The sequence below is a fragment of the Alcanivorax sp. MD8A genome (genome assembly GCF_002888555.1).
Taxonomy (GTDB): domain Bacteria; phylum Pseudomonadota; class Gammaproteobacteria; order Pseudomonadales; family Alcanivoracaceae; genus Alcanivorax.
On record NZ_AQOQ01000017.1, the window covers coordinates 12,846 to 35,368 of the forward strand.

The following is a 22,523-nucleotide window of genomic DNA, read 5'->3' on the forward strand; positions in this document are numbered from 1 at the left end:
ATCGAAAAGCCGTGCGTTATGGCTGCCGAATACGCAAATCAACCCGACGATCCTGCTGATAACAGTGTTTCAGGTTGTCCGCCGCCACCGACTGACAGTGGCCGCCGGACACGCGGCTATCTTCGCCATGTCCTTTCACCTCTAGCGTGGCAATACTGTCGCCCTGCAGCTTCCACCAGTCCGCCACGGCCTGCGCACGCTGCTCTGCCAGCCGCTGGTTGTAGGCATGACTACCCAACGGGTCACTGTAGCCATCAATCTTGACCACTGGCCCTTCAAGGCGCGCTACCTCCTGATACCAGGCCTTCAACGCAATCCGGCTGGCCTCCGTCAAGTCAGCGGCATCAAATGCAAAGGTCACCCGCAACGGCTCCGGTACCCTCTTGTCTGGCGCAGGCTTCTCTACTACGGGTGCCACGGCTTCTTTCACTTCCGCCACCGGCTCGCCGGTGATCGCCACATCACATTCCGGCACCGCCTTGTCTTCGCTCCAGTCTGCCGTTCGCCAACAATGACCGTCGGCGGTTTTCAGTAACTGGCCACGACCATCGGTGCGATAACCGGGCCAGGCATCCTCCGTTGCCGGTGAGGCACAGCCGACCTGCAAGAAAACCGCACTAGTGACAGCCAGCGCCAATGCATTGCGTTTTTTCATCATCACATCCTTACCAGGTCAGGTTGGCACTGAGCAGGCCACCATGGCTTTCGGTATCCCCACCAAAGCGCCCGCGATAGCCCAGCCACAGGGAAAAGTCCGCCGTCATGAACCATTCGGCACCGGCGTTGGCGGCCAGCTGGGTATCGTCCTGATCAGCGCCGTACACCGTGAAGCCCTGCTGGGCGCCAGCGAACCTTGCAGTCTGTTCCGGCTGGGTATCGCCAAACGGTTGTACTACCGCCAAGCCGCCTTCTGCGACAAACCAGTCACCGCCCATCACAAAGGCACGGGACAGATCCGCCCCAAGCCAGGCTTCACCACTGTTCAACTCACTGTCGTCCACAGTCAGGCCGGCGATGCCGCCGCCGGTTTCGCTGAAGCTGTCCCGTTCGATGCGGGTCATGGCCAGCTGCACATAGGGGTGCAGGCCGTTTTCGCCCCAGGCCAGATCCCAGCCGGATTCCAGTGCTACGCGCAGGGCATCCACGCTGCTGTCGGATTCCGCCGGCGCGCCCAGCACGATGCGCTGCTGGGACACATCGCTGCTGCCGTAGCTCAGGTCGCCACGCAGGAACCAGGCGCCCATGCTGCTCCAGCGTCCATAGAGGCCGGCAAACCAGGAAGAGACCTCACCGTCAGCCTGACGGTCATCGTAATCCAGGGTGCCATCGGCACTGCCCGCCGCCACGCCCAGCAACCATTGCTCGCCCTGACGATCCATCCCCAGCGCCAGCTGATCTCCGCGGAAGGTGAAGGCCGCGTTGCCGATGTCGTCCTGACGATCTTCTTCAAAACGGGAGGACTGAGCCTGCACCCAGACACCATGACGTTGGCGCTGCTGGTCTTCGCCCGCAGCCTGTGCCGCCACCGGAGCTGAGTTGGCCGCCTGAGCGTAAGCATCTGACGGCGCCGCCAGCGCCTGCAATTGCCGGGACAGACGCGCGTCCATGCCACCACCGGAATGGCTGCCCACATTACGGCCACGCTGGCGCATGCCGATGGCGAAGCGTTGCTGCAACTGCTGCCCGGCAGTGAGGCCCGCCAGCAAACTGTCGCCACTGAATACCCGGAAGGCCTCTGCCGCTTCCGTCTCGCTCATCTGTACCACCTGTTGATACAGCGCATGGGCGCTGGCCATGCCGTCCACATTATTGGCCACCGCCCGCTGGTTGTCGGTGAGCACCACGCTGGCAAACGATTGGTCATTACGCAGCAATGCCAGCGACACCGAATCCGTGGTGTAGGTCAGCGAAGGATCCAGGAACGCATAGTTGGAGGTCACGCCATCAAACTGGCCGGTGATGCCGCCAGCAGCGTTAAGAAAGGTGTAGGCACTAAACGGCTGGTAGTCGCCATCGTTGCCCACATGCAGTACCGAACCGGCCAAAAAAGCCTCGCCAGTCACATTGATCACATCGCCACTGTTGCTGGCCGGGTCCACTTCCAGTGCCAGGGAGCTACCGGAGTGAAAAGTCAGATCACCGTTAATGTTGAGGGTACCGATGGAGTTGCCCGGCGCCAGGGTGCCACCCGTGTTCACCGTGGTGCTGCCCAGCGAACCATTGCCGCCCAACAAGCCGCCATCGTTCACGGTGAAGGCCACGCCATTCATGGCGCCGTTCACGAACATGCCGCCGGCATTGACCGTGGCATTGCCCGTCATGGAATGATCGGCAGAGAGAATATAATTGCCGGCGCCGTTCTTGAGCAGGTTGCCCGCGCCGGAAATAACGCCGTCGTAGAGATAGTCATTGCCGCGATTGATTTCCAGGGTGCTGGGAGTGCCACGAAACGCCACATCCCCCACGATGGTGCCAGTGTTGCCTCCCGTTCCCAGAGTCAGTGTCGCACCGTTATTGAGTCTGGTCAGACCTGTAAAACTGGTGTGGTCTCCCGTCCAGACCACATTCGCATAGTTAATAAAATAAATCCCATCTCCCGAAATTACCCCGTCATATTGCACCGGCGCTGCCCCACCATTGGTGGTGATTTGCGTCCCGGCTTCAATCAGGATATCCCCTGCAAAAGTGTCCGCCACCCCACGAAGTACACCATCCAGAACATGCGTCAGCCCGGTGTAGGTTTGCTTGTTGCTCAAATCCATAGAGCCGCTTAAAGCCCAAGTAACGCTGCCGCTACCGCTGATTGCCCCCTGGTAAATAGAAGAACTAGAGGAATCCTCAATCAACACATGAGCGTCGTTAAGAATATTGCCACCCAGGTTATCGGCGTTCCCCTGCAGCGTACCCTCTCGTACCCACCAGTCCTGAGGCCTGCCACCCGTTAACGTCCAGGTGCTGGCACCGGTTTTTTCAAAACCTTCAAAACCCTGAAAGGTGCTTCCCAAAACATTCGTAAAAAAGCTACCGTCAACATCGCCACCCAGCGCCAGTACGTCATTGCTGCCATTGGCCAGCACATTGCCGCCCAGGCTGTAGCCGCTTTCCAGAGTGAGGCGGTTGTCGCCACCGGCAAAGAGGATGGCGGTGGGCTGGTTGGCGCCGGGGATCACGGTGCCGGCCAGGGTCACATCCAGATTGGATCCGGTAATCCCATAGCCACCAATGCCCTCGTTGCCCGGAGTGCTACCGGCTCCCCCCTGCCCCCCATCGCCACCTGCAACAAGGGCACCGGCACTCATGGTGATTTCGGCACTCGCGTCGGCCTGAATGCCTGCGCCGCCGTCTCCGCCATCACCGCCAATGCCCTCCGCACCGCCCGCCCCGCCATTGCCACCATTGCCACCGTGGAATTCCGCACCGCTGAACAGGGTGAAGCGGTCCCCCGGGGAGGTGATAAGCAGTCCCGGACCGCCATTGCCCCCCGCACCGCCATTACCGTGGAAGTAATCGGAAGAGCCACCCGCACCGCCATCGCCACCCGAGGTAGAAAACGTGAAGTAATAATCTCCCGGTGCCAGCATAGAGCCTGCGCCGCCATCCCCCCCATCACCACCATGACTGAAGGGGCGCGACGCATCCCCCAAAGTGCCCGGCAGGTTTACGAAATGAATCCCCGTGGCCGAAATCGGCGTGCCCGTGATATTGGTAATCTGCAGATCCAAGAAGTTCTGCGCGCCCTCGATGATTAGCTGGTCACCGCCCGACCCGCTGTCAGTCACACTGGCGCTCATCTCAAAGGGGCTGATGATCTGGTCAATAGCTGCGGCCAGATCAATCAGTTTATCGCCCGTATTGATGGTGATATTGGTAACAACACCATTCACCGTGACGCGGAGTTGGTCACCATTATTGATACCCGCCAGGGAGGTTAGATCCGTTATGTCCGCGTCAATACCGGTTGTGGTCGACGCTTCATAGGCAGGAGCGCCCGAGTAAACCAGACTGGCACCATCGCCACCGTTGCCCCCATCATCAAACGGCCCGCCGTCACCACCATCCTGCCCCTGCCCGCCGGTCACACCGTCATGCCCAGAGCCATCGGCACCATCGGCTGCCGCGCTTGCTGCCCCCGGCAACAGCAACAAGAACGCCAGCGCCGCCCCGAGCGCGCACAGTATTTCTGCACGAACAGCGTGAGACTCGCCACCATGGTGACGTCGATTGAACAGAGACATGGCCTACCCCGACATGATTTTTTTATTTCTGCGCTGTAGGGTAGAGAGCGGCTTGAGTGAGAGCCACTTCTCACTTATGTCATTTTCCGGGGTTTTATCATTTTTCCGGGGCACTCATTCTTTTTGGTGACATCAGGCCATTTTCATTATGGATAATCACGACAACAACGAGACACCATCCCGCCTGGTGGTCGCCCACATGAATGGTGGCCAGGCCATTGATCTGCCCGGCATTCGCGGACGCATGGAGCGGCTGGAATTTGCCAGCGGCATGGTGCTGTACCGCATGGAATACGAAGCCCTGGATGACTGCCATGTGCAGGTACAGAACAGTTTCAGCGAGCCCTGGATCGGCTCCGCCATGCATCTGCAAGGCCACTCGGAATTAAGCCACCCCAATGGCAACACCTTCAGCCTGAGCAACGATTCCGCCCTGCTGATGCGTGTGGATCCGTCAGGCAGCCGCTTCCGCTTGTTCAAGGGGCAACTGATACGCCATGTGGGCGTGGCGTCCACACTCGCGCCCTTGCTGAAACGCTTTGGTGGTGAACTACCGGAAAAGTTATCGCTTTTTCGCGACGAAAATTTTGGCGAGATTCAGATTGGCCAGTCGTTTTCCCCCAGCAGCCGTTTACGGCAACTGGGCGGCAACCTGTTTGATCACAATGCTCGCGGCAGCGCCCGCATGCTGAAACTGGAAGGCATCGCCAACCTGTTTCTGGCAGAAATTATCGAGCTGTTCTGTGATAACAATTTCAATGAAGACCGCATTATTGTCTGGGAAAAGCAAGCGCTGACCGACATCACCAGTCACATCGAAGCTTATCTTCACGATGATCTTTCCATCACCCGCCTGGCCAACCAGGCTGGCATGACAGAAAGCCGACTGGATCAGTTGTTCCGGCAGAAGTTCAACCTCAGTTGCGCCGAGTATGTGCGCAACGAAAGAATGACCGCCGCCAACCGCTGGCTGGAAACCGGTGAATTGTCAGTGAAGGACGTGAGTGAAAAAATCGGCTACAGTCACGTCAGCAACTTCTCTCGCGCCTACCGCGCCCGCTTCGGCGAAACCCCCGCCAGAACCCTGCGTCGCTCCAGTAACGGTTAACCTCCACCCCTTTCCGTAGGAGCGTCGCTCGCGGCGCGATTCCAGCATTGCACTCCGCCCTGGGTGAAATCGCTGTCTGGTGGGAGGTTCAGCTTGCTGAACGAAGGTTCTGGCGCCCCCCCCTGATCCAAGACTGCATTCGTTCAGCAAGCTGAACGTCCCACACGAACAATAAAGGCGGTTTTGCCACAGAGGGCACAGAGATCACTGAGTAAAACAACGGGTTTTCTCTGTGGACTCTGTGATCTCAGTGGTGAGAATGCTTTTAATCCTGGTCCGGAATCGCGCCGCGAGCGACGCTCCTACAGAACGGTCTTTGCTGTGAGCTATTCCTGTTAATCCGCGATGAACCACCAAAAAAGCCCCGCGAATGCGGGGCCTTTGAGCGTGGTGCCTGCTGCGTGAAGCGTATTGCAGCTGTGGAGCAGCCTTACACTCCCCACTTGAAGAAGCCGCGCTTCTCTTTCAGATAGAAACGGGACAGCACCATCTTGTGCACCTCGCTAGCGCCGTCTACCAAACGGGCCTGACGGGCATAGCGGTAGATCCACTCCAGCAGGGTATCCTTGGAGTAACCGCGAGCACCGCACAGCTGAATGGCGGTATCCGCGGCCTTGTGCAGAGTATCGGCCACATGGATCTTGGCCATGGAAATTTCTTTCTTGGCGAAGTCACCCTGGTCCAGCATCCAGGCAGCCTGCATGGTCAGCAGACGGCCCACTTCGATTTCCTTGGCCACATCACCGAGCATCCACTGCACGCCTTCGTGCTCGGCCAGTGTGGTGCCGAAGCTCATGCGGTTTTCCACATAGCCTGCCGCTTCTTCCATGCAGCGCTTGGCCAGACCCAGCCAACGCATGCAGTGGGTAAGACGGGCCGTGCCCAGACGGATTTGGGTAACCTTGAGACCGTCGCCCACTTCCAGCAGGCGGTTTTCGTCCGGAATCACCAGCCCATCGAATTTCAGTTCACAGTGACCACCGTGCTCTTCCGGACCCATGATCGGGATACGACGCACCACTTCCCAACCGGGCTGGTCGGCATCGAACAGGAACGCCGTCAAACCCTTGCGCGGATCGTCGCTGGTCTTGGCGATCAGGATAAAGGTCTGCGCCCCTTCGGCACCCGTTATAAACCATTTGCGGCCATTGATGACCCAGTTGTCACCGTCTTTGGTGGCGGTGGTATAGGTCAGTGATGGGTCAGAACCGCAACCGCCATCGGGCTCGGTCATGGCAAATGCGGAACGCACCTTGCCGTCGATCAACGGCTGCAACCAGCGCGCTTTTTGTTCGTCGTTGAGAATCTTGTTGAGCAGGATCATGGTGCCGTCATCCGGCGGCGCGCAGTTGAACACCACCGGGCCAAACGGACTGCGAGCCGCTTCTTCATACAGCACGGCCATGCCGGCCACACCCACGTCCTGGCCACCACGTTCTTTGGGCAACTGGAAACCCCACAGGCCCTGGGCCTTGGCTTTGTCGCGCAATGCGTCGACCACGCTTTCCTTGAAGTTTTCGTGCTCGTCGTAGTTCGCCTTGTCGCTTTCCAGCGGCATGATTTCCGCTTCAACAAACGCCGCCACTTTCTGACGCAGGTTTTCGATTTCCGGGCTCAGGGAGAAATCCATGATCTGTCCTCGGTGAATTCAGTGAAACGCTGTTTACAGCGTATTGCAGAGGTGCCCGCCATCCACGGCGATGATGGCACCCGTCATGTAGGAAGACGCATCCGATGCCAGCAACAGCAGCGGGCCGACCAGTTCATCGATTTGTCCGAGACGGCGATAGGGGATGCGCTTGAGCATTTTTTCTGCCTGCGGGCTATCGAAGAAATCCTTGTTGATATCGGTTTCGACATAGCCGGGGCAAATGGCGTTACAACGAATGTTGTAGCGGGCAAAATCCAGTGCCAGGGATTTGGTCAGCTGCACCACCGCCGCCTTCGATGCGGTGTATGCCGCAACACGGCCACCCACACGCAACCCCAGAATCGAGGCAATGTTGACCAGACTGCCAGGACGCTGATCCTGCTTCCATTTCTGGATCGCAAACTTGGAGACCGCCCAGACCCCTTTCAGGTTGGTGTCCACTACCGCATCCCACTCTTCTTCGGTGAGACTGTCAGTAGGGCCTTCGTGGGAAATGCCCGCGTTATTCACCACCACATCCACTGGCGGCATGCTGTCGAAGGCGGCACCCACACTGGCGTGATCACTCACGTCCATGGCCACCACCGTGGCCTCACGGCCAAGCTTGCGCACCGCCTCTGCGGTCTGTTCGAGCTTTTCCACTCGACGGGCCGCCAGCACCACATCCGCCCCTTCCTCTGCCAGGGCAACGGCAAAGCGGGCACCAAAACCACTGGAGGCACCGGTAATCAAAATTCGTTTGCCGGCCACACTGAATCGCTGGGTCATAACGCTCTCAACTCTTTCCTGCTAGAGGGGGAAACGCTACCCAGCGGCACCGTGGATCACAAGGACGAAAACGCTCAGAAGGTCGATGACAACAGCAAGGAAAGGGCATGGCGGGTATCCGGCGTTGCCTCCGGCAGGGCCAGTGCCTGGCTGGCTGACATCCACTTCACGTCAACCACTTCGTCACTCAGGGACACCGCCTGCTGACAGACCGTTACCGACGCCAGCGCCCCCCAGACCTGATGGTGCGGATTGGCGAACCAGAACCATTGCCAACGGGAAAATTGGCGGCGCACACCCAGCTCTTCATGCAATTCCCGGCTTAGCCCACGGGCCACGGATTCATCCGGACGCATCACACCACCCGCAGCAAGATCCCAGCCACCCGGGTAGAAGTGCTTGTCTGCCGACCGTTGCTGCACACAGATGCGCCCGGCCAGATCCTGCACCACCACATAAGAGGCACGATGCATCAACCGCTGACGCTGCATGCGCCCGCGCTGGCAACTGCCAATGGGATGATTGTGTCGGGAGACCAGCAGGACGGGTTCGTGATTGCTCATGGTCGTTGTTATTCACGAGGGTGGACGGGCCACACTAGCGTTATGGGCGAGTGATTGCCAGACGGGGAAAGCAGCAAGCTACAAGCTTCAAGCTACAACACGGGGTATGACCTCATCATTTGAAACGCCGTGCCCGCGACACACATGACGGGTGCGCGGGCATGGGGCTGAAGATGACCGGCGGCCTGATTCGTGTTGTAGCTTGCCGCTTGTGTGGTTACGGCTGGAAATGGCTCGGCGGATGACCGGTCCACTTACGGAAGGCACGGGCGAAGTTGCTGGGGTCGGCATAGCCCAACCGCATGGCCACCTGTTGCACGGTGATGTTGGCCTGCAGGTAGCCCATGGCCTTGGTCATGCGGACTTCTTCCAGCAGCGAGCGATAACTGACACCCAGGGCGTTCAGGTACCGGCGCAGGGTCCGGGAGGTCACATGGAAGTTACTGGCCAGCTGTTCCAGGCTGGGCAGCATGCCTTCGGCCTGCATCAGACGGGCGCGCACCCGGCTGGCCCAATCCTGGTCTGCCTCCAGGCGCTGCAGCTCTTCTTCGCACTTCTGCGCGGCCATCTGCCGGGAGGCCGGATCCGACAGGGTGAAGGGCTCGTCCAGCAAGCGCGACGGCAGACGCAGCGCGGCGACGTCGGCATCGAACTCCACGGGCATGTCCAGAAGCTGGTGATACCGCTCCGCATGGGCCGGCGCCGGATACGGCAGCTCCAGTACCGCGCCCCGAAACCGGTCGCCCAGCAGGTAGCGAATCCCGCCAACCACGGCGGCCACCACCACTTCCAGATACGTCTCACGGATGTCGCCCAGCGGTACGCTTTCGATCAGGCAGAAACGCACCCCGGCATCCGTGGGCTCAATACGCGGGACACACAAGCGGGTGCGAGTGCGGAAATAGCGCTCCAGCAAGCGCAGGGCATCGCCCAGATCCGCACTGCTGATCGCCGCATAGCCCAGCAGGCCATGCGCCGTCAGTGTCAGCTGCTGGCCCAGGGCCAGGCCCAGCGCCGGGTTGCCGGTCATCTCGCGGGCGCCCACCATCACCCGGCGGAACTGCTCAAAGCGCAGTGCCGGCTCCGGGTTGTACACCTCGGCTTCGTTCAGGCCAACGCGATTGAGCAGGCGGCGGGTGTCCACACCCACGTCCGCAATCAGCTCCACCAGGTTCCGTACGTAGTTGACGGGAACCGGTGAACGGCCAGTGCCGGGGTCCAGTTGTATGAAGCGTTCGCGACTCATGCCCTCTACTATACGCTACTTCTACCCCTGTCCGAAAATGACCGAATACTGTCCAGCCCTGCACTTCGCCTGAATACGACTGTTCACCAAAATGCGCAGCATCAAGATTCCCTGCCGGTGCTCGCACCAAGGACCGAAGATGAACAGCAACCAAGCCAGCTACAGCCGCCAGTTTGGCGCCGACGACGCCCGCGCTATCCGTGATGCCGTGAAAAAGGATTTGGGGCCGGACACCTTCCGCGCCCGCCCCCGTCGCGCCCTGTGGTTCATCCCCATGACCAGCATCATCGTGGCCAGTCTGACCGCCATCCTGATGCTCGACCTGCCCTGGTGGGGCAATCTGCTGCTGAGTCTGTTGGCGGGGCACACCCTGGCCTGCCAGGCCCTGCTGGCCCATGAAGTGCTGCACGGCGCGCTGGGCATGAGCCGCAAGATGCAGGACCTGCTGGGCTGGATCGGCTTCGGGCCGGCGCTGGTGCCGCCGGAATTCTGGCGCCGCTGGCACAACGTGGCCCACCACGCGCACACCAATCTGGGCGACAAGGACCCGGATTCGTTCGGCACCCTGGTGCGCTACGAAAAGCACCCCGGCACCGCCAACTTCACCAAGCTCGCCCCCGGTGGACGCACCTGGTACAGCTACCTGTTCCTGTTCTATTCCTTCATGTTCCATGCCCAGCTGGTGCTGCGCATGCAGACCCGCAAGCGTGAGGAGTTCAAGGGATTCAACCGCACCAAGGCCATTCGCCAGTCGTACCTGTGCATGGCGGCGTGGATTGCCCTGGCCATCCTGTCCGGCCCGCTGGCGGTCTTTACCGTGCTGATTCCCATGGCGATCATCAACTTCATCGGGCAAAGCTACATTCTCACCAACCACATGCTGCGCCCACAGATGGACAACAACCACCCGGTGGATAACTCCATGAGCGTGCGCGCCTGGCGCTGGATCGACCCGTTGCACTTCCACTTCAGCCACCATGTGGAGCATCACCTGTTCCCGAAAATGGGCTCGGACCAGGCACCGAAAGTGCGCGCCTGGCTGCAACAGGAAATGCCGGACCGTTATGTCTGCCCCAGCCATGTGAAAGCGGTGGCGATGCTCTACAAAACCCCGCGCGTTTATAAAGATGCCAAAACCCTGATCGACCCGCTCAACCCGGAGCGCACCGTCGACGTGATGGAGCTGCAGGGACAGCTGGGGTAAAACGCACTTTCTGCAGGAGCTGGCTTGCAAGCAAGCTCCTGCAGTGAGAAACAGCGATCAGCCCATCACACGCCAGCGATCTCTTCCTCGGTGAGCTGACGGTACTCACCGGGGGCCAAGGCGGCGTCGAGAGCGATCTCGCCGATCTGTTCGCGATGCAGCCCGATCACCTTGTTGCCCCGGGCCGCCAGCATCCGCTTCACCTGGTGGTAACGCCCCTCGGTAATCGTCAACAACAGCTCCCGTTCGCTCACCCGCACTGCCGTGGCCGGCAAGGTAGGCTTGTCTTCGCCGCGCAACAGAACGCCGTCACGCAGTGACTGCAGGTCTTGCTCACTCAGGGGATCTGCACAGCGCACCCGGTAGCGTTTGGCGCAGGCATGATTGGGGGACGTCAATCGATGGGACCAGTCGCCGTCGCTGGTGAGCAGCACCAGCCCGGTGGTGTCCCTGTCCAGTCGCCCGGCGGGGTGCACATCACGGCGCAGCTCCCCCGGCAGCAGATCCAGCACCGTACGATGCTCCGGATCATCCGTGGAACACACCACCCCGGCAGGCTTGTGCAGCATCAGATAGCGCGCCCCCGGCAACGTCACCGGCTCGCCGCGCAACCATACCCCTTGCCCGCTGATCAGCGGGGTATTTGCTTTGGGCCGGGGCTCGCCCTCCACCTGCACCTCGCCACGGCCGATCAGCACCTTGACCTGCTTGCGACTGAGGCCAGTACTGTGGGCAAGAAAATAATCCAGGCGCATGGTGGGTCCGTTCACGACAAGTGGGCGATCAACTGACATCCGGTATCTGGAGTGCAGCCACGACGCTGGTATCATACCCGCCTTTGCCCCACTCCCGAACCGGACTGCACCCCATGAGCAAACTCAATCCCCGCCAACAGGAAGCCGTGCACTACGCCGATGGCCCCTTGCTGGTGCTGGCCGGGGCCGGTTCCGGAAAGACCAGCGTGATCACCCGCAAGATCGCCTGGCTGATCCAGGAGCGGGGCATGTCGGCGCGGCACATCGCGGCGGTGACCTTTACCAACAAAGCCGCCCGTGAAATGAAAGAACGGGTGCAGTCCCTGGTGAGTCGCGACCTGACCCGGGGCCTGATCGTCTCCACTTTCCACAATCTGGGTCTGCGCATTCTCAAGTCCGAGCTGAAAGCCTGCGGCCTGCGCAATGGCTTTTCCATTCTCGATGGCGCCGATAGCAAGGAGATCCTCAAGGAAATTCTTCGCCAGGGTGACTCCGAGCGGGACCTGGACGCGGTGGACGTGATCCACAAGCACATCTCCGACTGGAAGAACGCACTGGTATTGCCGGAGGAAGCGGTGAGCACCGCCGACTCCGACGAGACCCTGCGGGCCGCCATGGCCTACGGGGGTTACGACCGCATGCTGCGGGTGTGCAACGCGGTGGACTTTGATGACCTGATTTTGATGCCGGCACGCATGTTCAAGGAGCAGCCGCGCATTCTGGAAAAGTGGCGTAACCGTATCCAGTATCTGCTCGTGGATGAGTACCAGGACACCAATGGCGCCCAGTACGAGCTGGTAAAAATGCTGACCCTGCCAGAGGGCAAGTTCACCGTGGTGGGCGATGACGATCAGTCCATTTATGCCTGGCGCGGAGCCCGCCCGGAAAACCTGGCACAGCTGCAGGAAGACTGGCCCGCACTGAAAGTCGTCAAGCTGGAACAGAATTACCGCTCTACCGGCCGCATTCTGAAGGCCGCCAATACCGTCATCGACAATAACCCTCACGTATTCGAAAAAACCCTGTGGTCCGATTACGGCTACGGCGAACCGATTCGCTTTTCTGCCCTGCGCGATGAAGATGCCGAAACCGAATGGATCGCCAGCGACATCTTCCACCGCCGATTACAGCACGGCCTCAAGTGGAAAGACTTTGCCATTCTTTATCGCGGCAATTTCCAGTCACGCATTCTGGAAATGAAACTGCAGAGCCTGTCGATCCCGTACAAGGTATCCGGCGGCACCAGCTTCTTCTCGCGCAGCGAGATCAAGGACCTGATGTGCTACCTGCGGCTGCTGGTCAATCCGGATGACGACAATGCTTTCCTGCGCATCATCAATACGCCACGCCGCGAAATCGGCCCGACCACACTGGAAAAGCTGGCCACCTGGGCGCTCAAACGTGAGCAAGGCCTCTACCATGTCTGCGATGATTTTGCGCTCAGCGAGGTGATGGCACCCAAGTCCGCCGAGAAGCTGCAGAAATTCAAGGCATGGCTGGATGCCAAGCGCGAGTTCTGCTTTGGCCAGAACAGTTTGCAGGCCGTTAACGAACTGATTTCCGACATCGACTACGAAGGCTGGCTGATGCAGAACGCCTCCAGCCCGCGCATTGGTGAAAAGCGCATCGAAAACGTCTGGCAGCTGGTTCGCAGCATTGAACGTATGCTGGAAAAGCAGGAAGAGGAAGACGACGGCGCCAGCGACCTGGAGGCCGTGATCAAGAAACTGGTGCTGCTGGACATGCTCGAGCAACAGGAAGAAGAAGACGATTCCGACCGGGTGCAACTGATGACCCTGCACGCCTCCAAAGGGCTGGAATTTCCCCACGTTTACATGATGGGCGTAGAAGAAGAGCTGTTGCCGCATCGCACCAGTATCGAGGAAGACAACATCGTCGAAGAGCGACGCCTGATGTATGTGGGTATTACCCGTGCCCGCGAGACCCTGGCCATGACACAGGCCCTGACCCGCAAACAGTACGGCGAAAAAATCGATACCGCCGCCAGCCGTTTCCTGGAAGAAATTCCCCAGGAAGATATCGACTACCTTGGCATCGGCGTACAGAAAGACGAAGCCAAAGAAGATGCGGTAGCCGAAGCCAGCATCGCCAACCTGCGCGCCCTGCTGGATTGATCACGTTCTGTTTGGTGCGCCGCGGGGTCGTGGCTGAAGCGATTTTCAGGCAAACGACGCCACCAGAAAATCCACAAACTGCCGGACCTTGGGTGACAGGTGACGGTGGCGCGGGTACACCACCCAGACGGCAGTGTGGGTGCACGCATACTGGTCAAGCACACTGACCAGCGCGCCACTTTCCAGATCGGCTTCCACGTAATAATCCGGCAGCTGCACCAGCCCTAACCCCTTTCGCGCCGCATCCAGTAACGCCACCCCGGAGTTGCCCTGCCAGTTCCCCTGCACTTTCAGGTGACGGTGCTGGCCATCCACATCAAAGCTCCACTGGCTGGCGGACCCGCGCAAACAATTATGCCGGCCCAGCTCACCCAGGGTATGGGGGCGGGCATGGCGTTGAAAGTAGCCTGCCGACCCCACCACATACTCCCGACGGGCACACAGCTTGCGCGCAATCAGCGACGAATCAGGCAAGGCGCCCGTGCGAATCGCCACATCGAACCCCTCATCAACGATATCCACCCGGCGGTTGGTGAAATCCAGCTGCACAGACAACTGCGGGTGCCGGTCCAGAAAGTCATTCACCAACGGAGCGATAAAACGCTCGCCGAAGGTCGTCGCACAGGTGAGCTTGAGCACCCCGGTGGGGCTCTGCTGGAAATCACTGATTGCTGCCAGGGCCTCCTGAAAGCCATCGAACAACTGGCCACAGTGTTCAAAGTACACCTGGCCGGCATCCGTGAGCGTCAGGCGGCGCGTGGTCCGGTACAACAACTGGGTGCCCAGCTGGGTTTCCAGTCTCGCCACCAAGCGGCTGACATGAGAACTGGACACGCCCAGATGTCGCGCCGCATGCGCAAAAGAGCCGCGACGCACCACTTCCACAAACGCTTCAATTCGGTCCCAGTGCTGCATAAAGCCCCCGACCCGCTCCTGGACAGGGCGGGTGAATGAGAGATGGAAGGTCGGACATCAGGCAAATTGCTCTGCGCCATTATTGCTCAGCAGCAACAATCTATTGCCATATTGTGCCTTATCCCTTCATTCGTGTCTGCGTATAGTGAATCCATCACTCGCCGGCCACGACAGGGCGGACATCGGCACCGACCGATCGCCACCACCGCCGGCTCTCCCGACCCTCGGTTATTACTGGAGTTACCATGAAGTCACGCGCCGCCGTTGCCTGGGAAGCAGGCAAACCCCTGGTCATTGAAGAAGTCGACGTGGCCGGCCCCAAGGCCGGCGAAGTGCTGGTACAGATCGTTGCCACCGGCGTGTGCCACACCGATGCCTACACCCTGTCCGGCAAGGATCCGGAAGGGATCTTCCCCTCCATTCTCGGTCACGAAGGCGCCGGTATCGTGCAGGAAGTGGGTGAAGGGGTGACCAGCCTCAAGCCGGGCGACCACGTGATCCCGCTCTACACCGCCGAATGCCGCCAGTGCAAATTCTGCCTCAGCGGCAAGACCAACCTGTGCCAGGCGGTGCGTGCCACCCAGGGCCAGGGCTTGATGCCCGACAGCACCAGCCGCTTCTCCATGAATGGCAAGATGCTGCACCACTACATGGGCACCAGCACCTTCTCTGAATACACCGTCGTGCCGGAAATTTCCCTGGCCAAGGTGAGCAAGGAAGCGCCCATGGACAAGATCTGTCTGCTCGGCTGCGGTGTCACCACCGGCATTGGTGCCGTGTTGAATACCGCCAAGGTGGAGCCCGGGTCCACGGTCGCCGTATTCGGCCTGGGCGGTATCGGCCTGTCGGTGATTCAGGGTGCGGTGATGGCCAAGGCCGAGCGCATCATTGCCATCGACGTGAACGACAGCAAGGAAACCATGGCGCGCCAGTTTGGCGCCACCGACTTCATCAACCCCACCCAGTACAGCGACCCGATTCAGGATGTGATCGTGGAGCTGACTGATGGCGGTGTGGACTATTCCTTTGAGTGCATCGGTAACGTCAATGTGATGCGTTCCGCGCTGGAGTGCTGCCATAAGGGCTGGGGCGAATCTGTGATCATTGGCGTGGCCGGTGCCGGCGAAGAAATTGCCACCCGTCCGTTCCAGCTGGTCACCGGCCGGGTCTGGAAAGGCTCTGCCTTCGGTGGCGTTAAAGGCCGTACCGAACTGCCGGGCTATGTGGATCGCTACATGAAAGGCGAAATCAAACTGGATGAATTCGTGACCCACACCATGGGCCTGGAAGACATCAACAAAGCCTTTGATCTGATGCACGAAGGCAAGAGCATCCGCTCTGTCATCTTGTTCTAGAACGCCTACACGCAACACGCTTCACGCTAACACGCCCATACGCGTGACAGCGTGAGGCGTGCCAGCGAGGGATTATTCATGTCCGATATCGAACTGGTTTCCGCCACCAAGTCCTTCGGTGGCTGGCTGAAACGCTACAAGCACCGCAGTACCGTACTGAACTGCGAGATGATCTTTGCCATTTATCTGCCTCCTGCGGCAGAGGAACACCCCGTACCACTGCTGTGGTGGCTCTCCGGCCTTACCTGCACGGACGAAAACTTCATGCAGAAGGCGGGCGCACAACGCACGGCGGCAGAACTTGGGTTGGCCATCGTCTGCCCGGACACCAGCCCCCGCGGCAGTGACTTGCCAGGTGAACACGACAGCTATGATTTTGGATCCGGTGCCGGCTTTTATGTGAACGCCACCCAGGCTCCGTGGAACCAGCATTACCGCATGTATGACTACGTCACCAGCGAATTGCCTGCCCTGGTGAGCGCGCACTTTCCGCTGAATGGCAAGCAGGCCATTAGCGGTCATTCCATGGGCGGACATGGTGCTCTGATCTGCGCGCTGAAAAACCCTGGCCGCTACACTTCCGTCTCGGCCTTTGCCCCCATCTGCAATCCGGGCCAATGCCCGTGGGGTGAAAAGGCACTGGGCGGCTACCTGGGAGACAACCGGGAACTGTGGCGTGAATGGGACAGCTGTGAACTGATCAAGGCCCAGGGTAGCGACCTGCCGTTACTGGTCGATCAAGGGGACGCTGACAACTTCTACGTGGACGGGCAACTGCGCCCCGAGGCCCTGGCCGCCGCCTGCGAAGAGGCCAGCGTGCCATGCACCCTGAGACTGCAGCCGGGCTACGACCATTCCTACTTCTTTATCGCCAGCTTTATTGATGAACATCTGCGCTATCACGCAGAGAAGTTGCAGTAGCATTACCCGCGGGCACAACCGTGCCCGCAGCCCGAAGCCCCCGCTTGAGGGGCGAACCTCAAAGCGGGTAACGGGGGTTGTCGATGGCCAGTTTTTCTTCGGCCAGGGGAAGCCATAGGCTCAGAATTTTCTGCAATGCATCAGGCAACACGCCTTGCGAAAACGCCTCTGCCAACATGGCAGCATCGCTGTCTTTCAGACCCAGAATGTCCGCGCTTTGCTTGATCACCTCGCGTTCGTTTTTCTGATAGCGCGGCGCCAGCGTCGCCTCCCGGGCCAGCAACGCCTCCAGATGGCGAATGATCTTGCCGTAGTAGGCATCGGCCCGGGAATCCGCATCCGGCTGCTGACGGTACGCGGCAATGGCAGCCACCAACTCACTGGCGGTGGGGCGATTAAGGGGCATGGTTCAGCTCCGTGAGATCCTGCAGGCAGGTCAGCATGTCGTATTCCGTTTCCGCCACGCGGCGGCCAATGGCGGCGCGCTCCAGGCTGGGCACATGACCGCGCAGGTAACTGTACGCCTGGTACTGACAGATCACCCCCCACTTGAAGGTGCCGAGCAATTCCCAATAACGGGCATGGAGCGGGTCCACGGTGATGCCCGTGGCTGCCTGGTAGGCGAGGTATAAGGCCTCGCGGCTGTCGATACCGGCAACAGGCAGGTGACGACGACCAAAGCGCCAGGCGTTCACGCACAGCCAGCCCAGGTCTTCCATGGGGTCGCCCAGGTGCGTCAGCTCCCAGTCCAGCACGCCCCGCAAACCGTTGTCCGTGATCAGAAAATTTCCCAACCGGAAATCCCCGTGCACGAGCGCCGGGGATGCACATTCCGGAGCGTTGGCTTTCAGCCAGCCATAGACCAGGGAAAAAACAGGCAAGGCTTCACCGTAATCCTGATGCATGGCGTACAGTTGCTCTACCTGGGTCAGGGCATCCTGCACCGGCAAGCCATCCAAGACAGCCGGCGGGGTACGGTGAATGGCCGCCAGCGCCTGAGCCGCCTGCTGGCAAAAATCGTCCCGTGCCGGGCGGTAGCGATCGTCCTTCAACAACACCGGTGGTAGCGATTCACCGGGTAGCGCTTCCATCAGGTAGCCCTCCCCCAGTCCTTCCTGCCCCGACAGAATGGTCACCACCCTGGCCACCGGGCAGCCCGCTTCCCCCGCCGCTTGCTGGGCACGGGCTTCCCAGGTTTTGCCCGGCGCCATGCCCAGATCTTCGGCGCCGGCATCCAGCCGCAGAATCCAGTCCTGTGGCTGCCCGTCCAGTGTGGCCTGCACACGCCAGGTATCGGCCGACGCGCCCGCGGTCAGGCGACGACAACGGCTAATCTCGACCTGCCCTGCCAGCCGTGCCGGCAAGACCTGCCCAATACGCTCTGCGGTAATGGCCATCAGCAGTGGCGGCCTACTGGCACACCCTCGACGATCTGGTCCAGGTACTCCGACATGCCATAGCCGGTGAGCCCATCACAATGAAAGCGGCTCATGGCTTCGGTAATACGGGTATGACGCCACTCACCGGCATCAGTCTGGCGACGGTTACGCAGGGGAATGAGCGCCAGCGACTTCCCTTCTATCTGATACTCCCTGCCACTGACCGTACGCAGGGACACAGACTGGGCCGTCGCCTGATCGCGGCTATCGAGGGTGGACGACAGTGTTGCGGTTTCCACCAGATCGTACGCCGCCTCACTGCCATCCCGGGTGTCGTACACCATGCCCCAGATATGCTGGCGACCGCTGGCCATCTGCACAATGGACACGTTGACGGCAAAGTCCTCACGGAACACCAGCGGCAACCAGCGATACCAGTACAGGTTTTGCCAGTAGCGCGGCCCCCAGGAATGATCGCGTAGCCCAAACCCGTTCAGGGCGAAGGCTTCACCATCGATCGTGACCTCACCCTGCCCTTTCATGTGCTGCTCGTAATGGCCGCGGGCAAAGGATTCGTCCGGGTCTTCCTCGATCGGGTTACCGTTATCATCCACCGCTTCGCCACCGTACACCGGCGTCATACCCGTGAAGGTGAGCGATGCACTGACCTTTACCCGCGGGTTTTTGGCAAACGCCTGCTTGGGGTCTTCCATTTGCTGGGGATCATCCAGCAGGCAGGTCTCCCCCTGGTAATGCAGCCTCAGGATCTTGAACGGCTCGACCACCTCGAAGCGCATGCCCCCGGCCTCCAGCGCCTCATTGCTGTCGATAGACACACGCCGGAACATGAAGGCCACGCGACCGTCAGGAAGATAAAAACAGAACGACATTTCCGCATGGCCTTCATTGGGCCGATTCCCGACACGAAACCAGCCACCGCAGGCCTGATCGTGATCAAACAGATTGATGTACATGCTTTCGTTGAAGTTGCTGGCAGCTTCAATGGGGTGCATGTATTCGTCTTCCGGTTCCAGCCGGATGTGCGCATTCTTGCCGAGATCCATTCCGTGTCTCCTGCGTGATTTTTTTCTTTCCCTCAGGGTGAAAGCTTCCCCTTCCATTTGCACTGACAAGGGCTGACAAACGCCCTTGGCAAATTGGTCATGTCACCACCGGACCAGCCCGCGTAGATTGAAGAAAAAAAGAGGGATCACACCCGATGGAAGAACTTCGCCAGCTACTGCTGCCCTGGTATCTACAAATCAAGTTTGTTCATTTACTTTTCGTGATGATCTGGAGTTTCAGTACGGCGGTGGCCTACACCTGGTACGTGAAATCGGCCTGGCTGGCCTGGCAACGCACCCCGGATGACCCCCACCGGCTGGAACGTCGCAACTGGACCATGGAACAGTTCGACCGGGGCGCATCGCTGGAACACATCGCCTTCCCGATCGTGCTGGCCACCGGCGCACTCATGGTATGGCTTACCGGTTGGGGAATGGACACCCACTGGCTGATGGTCAAGCTGGCCATCGTCATCGGCATCTTCATCCCGGTGGAAGTGTTTGATTACTGGATTTCGCATTTCGGAGGCAGCAAGAAACAATGGCGCCTGAAAGGCGACATGAAACGCTATGAAAAGCTGATGCAGTGGCACTGGCTGTTCTTTCGCATCAGCACCCCGCTGGTGATGATTTTTATTCCGATGATTATTTACCTGGCGGTGACCAAGCCGGGGTTTTAGCTGTGAGCTGTGAGCTGTGAGCTTTCAACAGCATAATCCGGGAGTGAGAGGTTGGGTCGTTCGTGCGCCTTAACATTTAACAACGGCTATCGTGCCGCCACCGAGCGCAGCGAATAACCGGCGCTCCTACGAAGGGTATGGGAATGTTTCGTGTTGCGTGTTGCGACCACAAAGCGGGCAAAAAAAAGCCAGAGGAAAACCCCTGGCTGGACTCGGGAGAGCGAGTTTAAAACCGGGAACGTTTAGCCGTCGATGAAACCGGCCAGACGTTGTTTGATGGTGGCATTACACTCGGTAATGATGTCATCAATAATTTCTGCACAGCTCGGGTAGCTGTCGATCAGGCCCTGAACAATACCGGAGGTCCAGATACCGCCATCGATTTCGCCAGAGGTCAGCGCGGCCTTGCCTTTCACACCGGCCACCAGGTCGACGATGTATTCGAACTTCATGTCCTGACCTTTCTCACGCTCAATCTCGTTTACCTTGGTGGCAACGGCGTTCTTGAACACGCGAGCGGTATTGTTCAGCGGACGGAAGATCAGCGCGGTGTCCAGCTCGGACGCTTCGGCGATGGCCTTCTTCATGTTCTCGTGAACCGGCGCTTCTGCAGAGGCCAGGAAACGGGTCCCCATGTTGATGCCATCTGCACCCAGGGCCAGACAGGCAGCCATCTGGGCACCGGTACCAATACCCCCGGAAGCCAGCATCGGGATCTTCAGCACCTTGGCTGCGGCAGGCAGCAATACCAGGTTGGGGATGTCATCTTCACCAGGGTGGCCGGCACACTCGAAGCCGTCCACTGATACCGCCGCCACACCGACTTTCTCGGCCTTCAGGGCGTGACGTACAGAGGTACACTTATGAACAACCTTGACGCCAGCATCGGCAAACAACGGCATGAAGGGTTCCGGATTACGGCCAGCGGTTTCGACCACCGGAATGCCGTTTTCACAGATCACGCGCGCGTATTCTTCGTAGGGAACCGGCTTGATGGTGGGCAGGATGGTCAGGTTCACGCCGAAGGGCTTGTCGGTCATTTCCTTGCAGCGCTTGATTTCCTTGTCCAGATCTTCCGGGGTAGGCTGGGTCAGGCCGGTGATGATGCCCAGACCACCGGCGTTGGATACCGCGGCTGCCAATTCGGCGTAGCCCACGTTCTGCATGCCGCCCTGTACGATCGGATACTGGATGCCCAGCAATTCGGTAATACGCGTTTTCATGGGTGTGTTCCCCTGCTGAATTCACAACTGCCCCACAGGGCGTGATGGCAGCAAGGTAAACAAGATGCGTATCAATCAGCAATGACAGGATTGTTCAGGGGCCCGGACAGTTTTGATAGCGGCGTCTCGCCAATCACATTAACTCGCTGTTTTCTCTCGCTTTAGGCCCCATTTCCCCTACACATCCTGTGACGCTTTCGTGCTCAACCTTGCAACCCCCGCAGCTGACGGCGGGCCACTGCCGGTGTGCTGCCGGTCCATTGGCGCCAGGCGCGGCTGAACGCGCTGTGCTCGGAAAACCCCAGCAGCAGGGCAATGTCCCCCAGCGTGAGGGACGGGTCGGCCAGGTAATGGCGCCCCAATTGCTCGCGGGTCCGGTCAAGCAGTGCACGCCAGGTCAGCTGACGTTCCGCCAATCGACGCTGCAGGGTGCGTACCGACATATGCAGCGTGGCCGCCAGTCGCGGCAGCGTGACCTTGCCCTCGGGCATCAGCCTCACCATGGCCTGTTGCAGGGCACGATCGAAGCTGTCGGAGTCCGGTAGCGCCAGCAGCATGGCGCTGGCCTGGCGGTCCAGCAGGCTGCGCATGCTGGGGTCGCTGTGCGGGAGCGGTAGGGTCAGCAGATGCACCGGGAACACCACCTGGGTCCAGGGTTGTGCAAAACGCACCGGGCAGCCAAAGAACGCCTCATGGGCGGCGCATGCCGCTGCCGACGGGGTGGCAAAGGGAAAATCCACCGCCAGCGGAGCGGGCGGATCGTCCAGCTGACGGCGCAGAAACGCCACCAGACTGGCGATGGCCACGGTGTCTGCCAACTCGCCGGTGGAATCCTCCCCCGACCAGCGCAGCATCATGGTGTCGCCCTCGGCATGCACCTCGACCAGATTCTGGCCGTAGAACAGGGATTCATAGCGCTGATACGCCAGCATGGCTTCGCCAAGGGTCCGGCATGTGAGCAACAGGTACCCCAGCACGCCAACATGGCGCGGCTGAATCCGCGCACCAATGGCCAGCCCCGGTGCAGGCCGGCCCGGCCGTAGCGCCACCGCCTGCGCCAGCATGTCTTGCCAGAGTGGGATCGGCACCACATCGGCACTGCTACGGCTATCGAGCAAGGTACGCAGTTCAGGGGCCGGCAGATTCTCCTGGTCCAGCCAATCCGTCAGCAGCTGGATCCAGGCTCCGGTCACCCGCATGGGGGTTGCCATGGGCGATTATCCGTTTGTCGTTTGGCATCGATTGTCAAAAATACGGCATGTATCGTCAATACCTGCCATCAGATGCCGCCCATAATCCCTGCATGACAATAACGCATAAC

General features: G+C 59.9%; 19 protein-coding genes. 6 read left to right on the top strand and 13 right to left on the bottom strand.

Features of this window, described 5'->3' with window-relative positions; all coding sequences use genetic code 11:
* Positions 1 to 16 precede the first annotated feature (16 nt).
* Positions 17 to 655 (bottom strand): OmpA family protein, encoded by a 639-nt coding sequence (locus A15D_RS10325; RefSeq protein WP_233192198.1) that lies wholly within the window; start codon positions 653 to 655, stop codon positions 17 to 19.
* Between the two features lie 10 nt (positions 656 to 665).
* Positions 666 to 4,235, bottom strand: coding sequence for an autotransporter domain-containing protein (locus tag A15D_RS17455; protein WP_102791873.1), 3,570 nt, complete (start codon positions 4,233 to 4,235; stop codon positions 666 to 668).
* A 148-nt stretch (positions 4,236 to 4,383) separates the two neighbouring features.
* Here A15D_RS17455 and A15D_RS10335 point away from each other — a divergent pair, with 148 nt between their 5' ends.
* Positions 4,384 to 5,343, top strand: a complete 960-nt coding sequence (locus tag A15D_RS10335) for a helix-turn-helix transcriptional regulator (RefSeq protein ID WP_102791874.1) — start codon at positions 4,384 to 4,386, stop codon at positions 5,341 to 5,343.
* Between the two features lie 430 nt (positions 5,344 to 5,773).
* Here the strand turns inward: A15D_RS10335 and A15D_RS10340 are convergent, their stop codons facing one another.
* From A15D_RS10340 to A15D_RS10355, 4 genes are all read right to left on the bottom strand, one after another.
* Positions 5,774 to 6,973: an acyl-CoA dehydrogenase family protein gene (locus A15D_RS10340; RefSeq protein WP_022985484.1), complete on the bottom strand. Its 1,200-nt coding sequence runs from the start codon at positions 6,971 to 6,973 to the stop codon at positions 5,774 to 5,776.
* Positions 6,974 to 7,006: 33 nt separating this feature from the next.
* Entirely contained in the window at positions 7,007 to 7,762 is a 756-nt protein-coding gene (locus A15D_RS10345) for an SDR family NAD(P)-dependent oxidoreductase (RefSeq protein ID WP_022985485.1), read from the bottom strand.
* A 74-nt stretch (positions 7,763 to 7,836) separates the two neighbouring features.
* Positions 7,837 to 8,325: an NUDIX hydrolase gene (locus A15D_RS10350; protein ID WP_022985486.1), complete on the bottom strand. Its 489-nt coding sequence runs from the start codon at positions 8,323 to 8,325 to the stop codon at positions 7,837 to 7,839.
* A 217-nt stretch (positions 8,326 to 8,542) separates the two neighbouring features.
* On the bottom strand, positions 8,543 to 9,571 hold the full coding sequence (locus A15D_RS10355) for an AraC family transcriptional regulator (RefSeq protein WP_102791875.1): 1,029 nt from the start codon (positions 9,569 to 9,571) through the stop codon (positions 8,543 to 8,545).
* A gap of 139 nt (positions 9,572 to 9,710) precedes the next feature.
* Here A15D_RS10355 and A15D_RS10360 point away from each other — a divergent pair, with 139 nt between their 5' ends.
* Complete coding sequence (locus tag A15D_RS10360) at positions 9,711 to 10,775, top strand: acyl-CoA desaturase (protein ID WP_022985488.1); 1,065 nt, start codon at positions 9,711 to 9,713, stop codon at positions 10,773 to 10,775.
* Between the two features lie 65 nt (positions 10,776 to 10,840).
* Here A15D_RS10360 and A15D_RS10365 read toward each other — a convergent pair whose 3' ends face one another.
* A complete protein-coding gene (locus A15D_RS10365; protein ID WP_022985489.1) occupies positions 10,841 to 11,530 on the bottom strand; it encodes a pseudouridine synthase in 690 nt (229 codons plus the stop codon).
* Between the two features lie 113 nt (positions 11,531 to 11,643).
* Between A15D_RS10365 and rep the strand changes: the two genes are divergently transcribed.
* Positions 11,644 to 13,665, top strand: coding sequence for a DNA helicase Rep (gene rep / locus A15D_RS10370; protein ID WP_022985490.1), 2,022 nt, complete (start codon positions 11,644 to 11,646; stop codon positions 13,663 to 13,665).
* Positions 13,666 to 13,710: 45 nt separating this feature from the next.
* Here the strand turns inward: rep and A15D_RS10375 are convergent, their stop codons facing one another.
* Positions 13,711 to 14,580: a LysR family transcriptional regulator gene (locus tag A15D_RS10375; protein ID WP_022985491.1), complete on the bottom strand. Its 870-nt coding sequence runs from the start codon at positions 14,578 to 14,580 to the stop codon at positions 13,711 to 13,713.
* A 245-nt stretch (positions 14,581 to 14,825) separates the two neighbouring features.
* On the opposite strand from A15D_RS10375, the gene A15D_RS10380 reads away from it, so the two are divergent.
* Positions 14,826 to 15,935, top strand: coding sequence for an S-(hydroxymethyl)glutathione dehydrogenase/class III alcohol dehydrogenase (locus A15D_RS10380; RefSeq protein ID WP_022985492.1), 1,110 nt, complete (start codon positions 14,826 to 14,828; stop codon positions 15,933 to 15,935).
* Positions 15,936 to 16,013: 78 nt separating this feature from the next.
* Positions 16,014 to 16,856 (top strand): S-formylglutathione hydrolase, encoded by an 843-nt coding sequence (gene fghA, locus A15D_RS10385; protein WP_102791876.1) that lies wholly within the window; start codon positions 16,014 to 16,016, stop codon positions 16,854 to 16,856.
* 58 nt (positions 16,857 to 16,914) lie between these two features.
* On the opposite strand, the gene A15D_RS10390 is transcribed toward fghA, so the two are convergent.
* From A15D_RS10390 to A15D_RS10400, 3 genes are read right to left on the bottom strand one after another with little or no spacing between them, the layout of a single operon-like run.
* The gene (locus A15D_RS10390; protein WP_102791877.1) at positions 16,915 to 17,262 is read right to left on the bottom strand and encodes a hypothetical protein; all 348 of its coding nucleotides are present in this window, start codon (positions 17,260 to 17,262) and stop codon (positions 16,915 to 16,917) included.
* Complete coding sequence (locus A15D_RS10395) at positions 17,252 to 18,253, bottom strand: phosphotransferase family protein (RefSeq protein WP_102791878.1); 1,002 nt, start codon at positions 18,251 to 18,253, stop codon at positions 17,252 to 17,254. The genes A15D_RS10390 and A15D_RS10395 overlap by 11 nt, the downstream gene beginning before the upstream one ends.
* Positions 18,253 to 19,299 (bottom strand): hypothetical protein, encoded by a 1,047-nt coding sequence (locus A15D_RS10400; RefSeq protein WP_102791879.1) that lies wholly within the window; start codon positions 19,297 to 19,299, stop codon positions 18,253 to 18,255. The genes A15D_RS10395 and A15D_RS10400 overlap by 1 nt, the downstream gene beginning before the upstream one ends.
* A 155-nt stretch (positions 19,300 to 19,454) precedes the next feature.
* Between A15D_RS10400 and A15D_RS10405 the strand changes: the two genes are divergently transcribed.
* On the top strand, positions 19,455 to 19,979 hold the full coding sequence (locus A15D_RS10405; RefSeq protein WP_102791880.1) for a hypothetical protein: 525 nt from the start codon (positions 19,455 to 19,457) through the stop codon (positions 19,977 to 19,979).
* A gap of 242 nt (positions 19,980 to 20,221) precedes the next feature.
* Here the strand turns inward: A15D_RS10405 and A15D_RS10410 are convergent, their stop codons facing one another.
* The gene (locus A15D_RS10410; RefSeq protein ID WP_022985498.1) at positions 20,222 to 21,202 is read right to left on the bottom strand and encodes a nitronate monooxygenase family protein; all 981 of its coding nucleotides are present in this window, start codon (positions 21,200 to 21,202) and stop codon (positions 20,222 to 20,224) included.
* A 203-nt stretch (positions 21,203 to 21,405) separates the two neighbouring features.
* Entirely contained in the window at positions 21,406 to 22,413 is a 1,008-nt protein-coding gene (locus A15D_RS10415) for an AraC family transcriptional regulator (RefSeq protein ID WP_022985499.1), read from the bottom strand.
* Between the last annotated feature and the right edge of the window lie 110 nt (positions 22,414 to 22,523).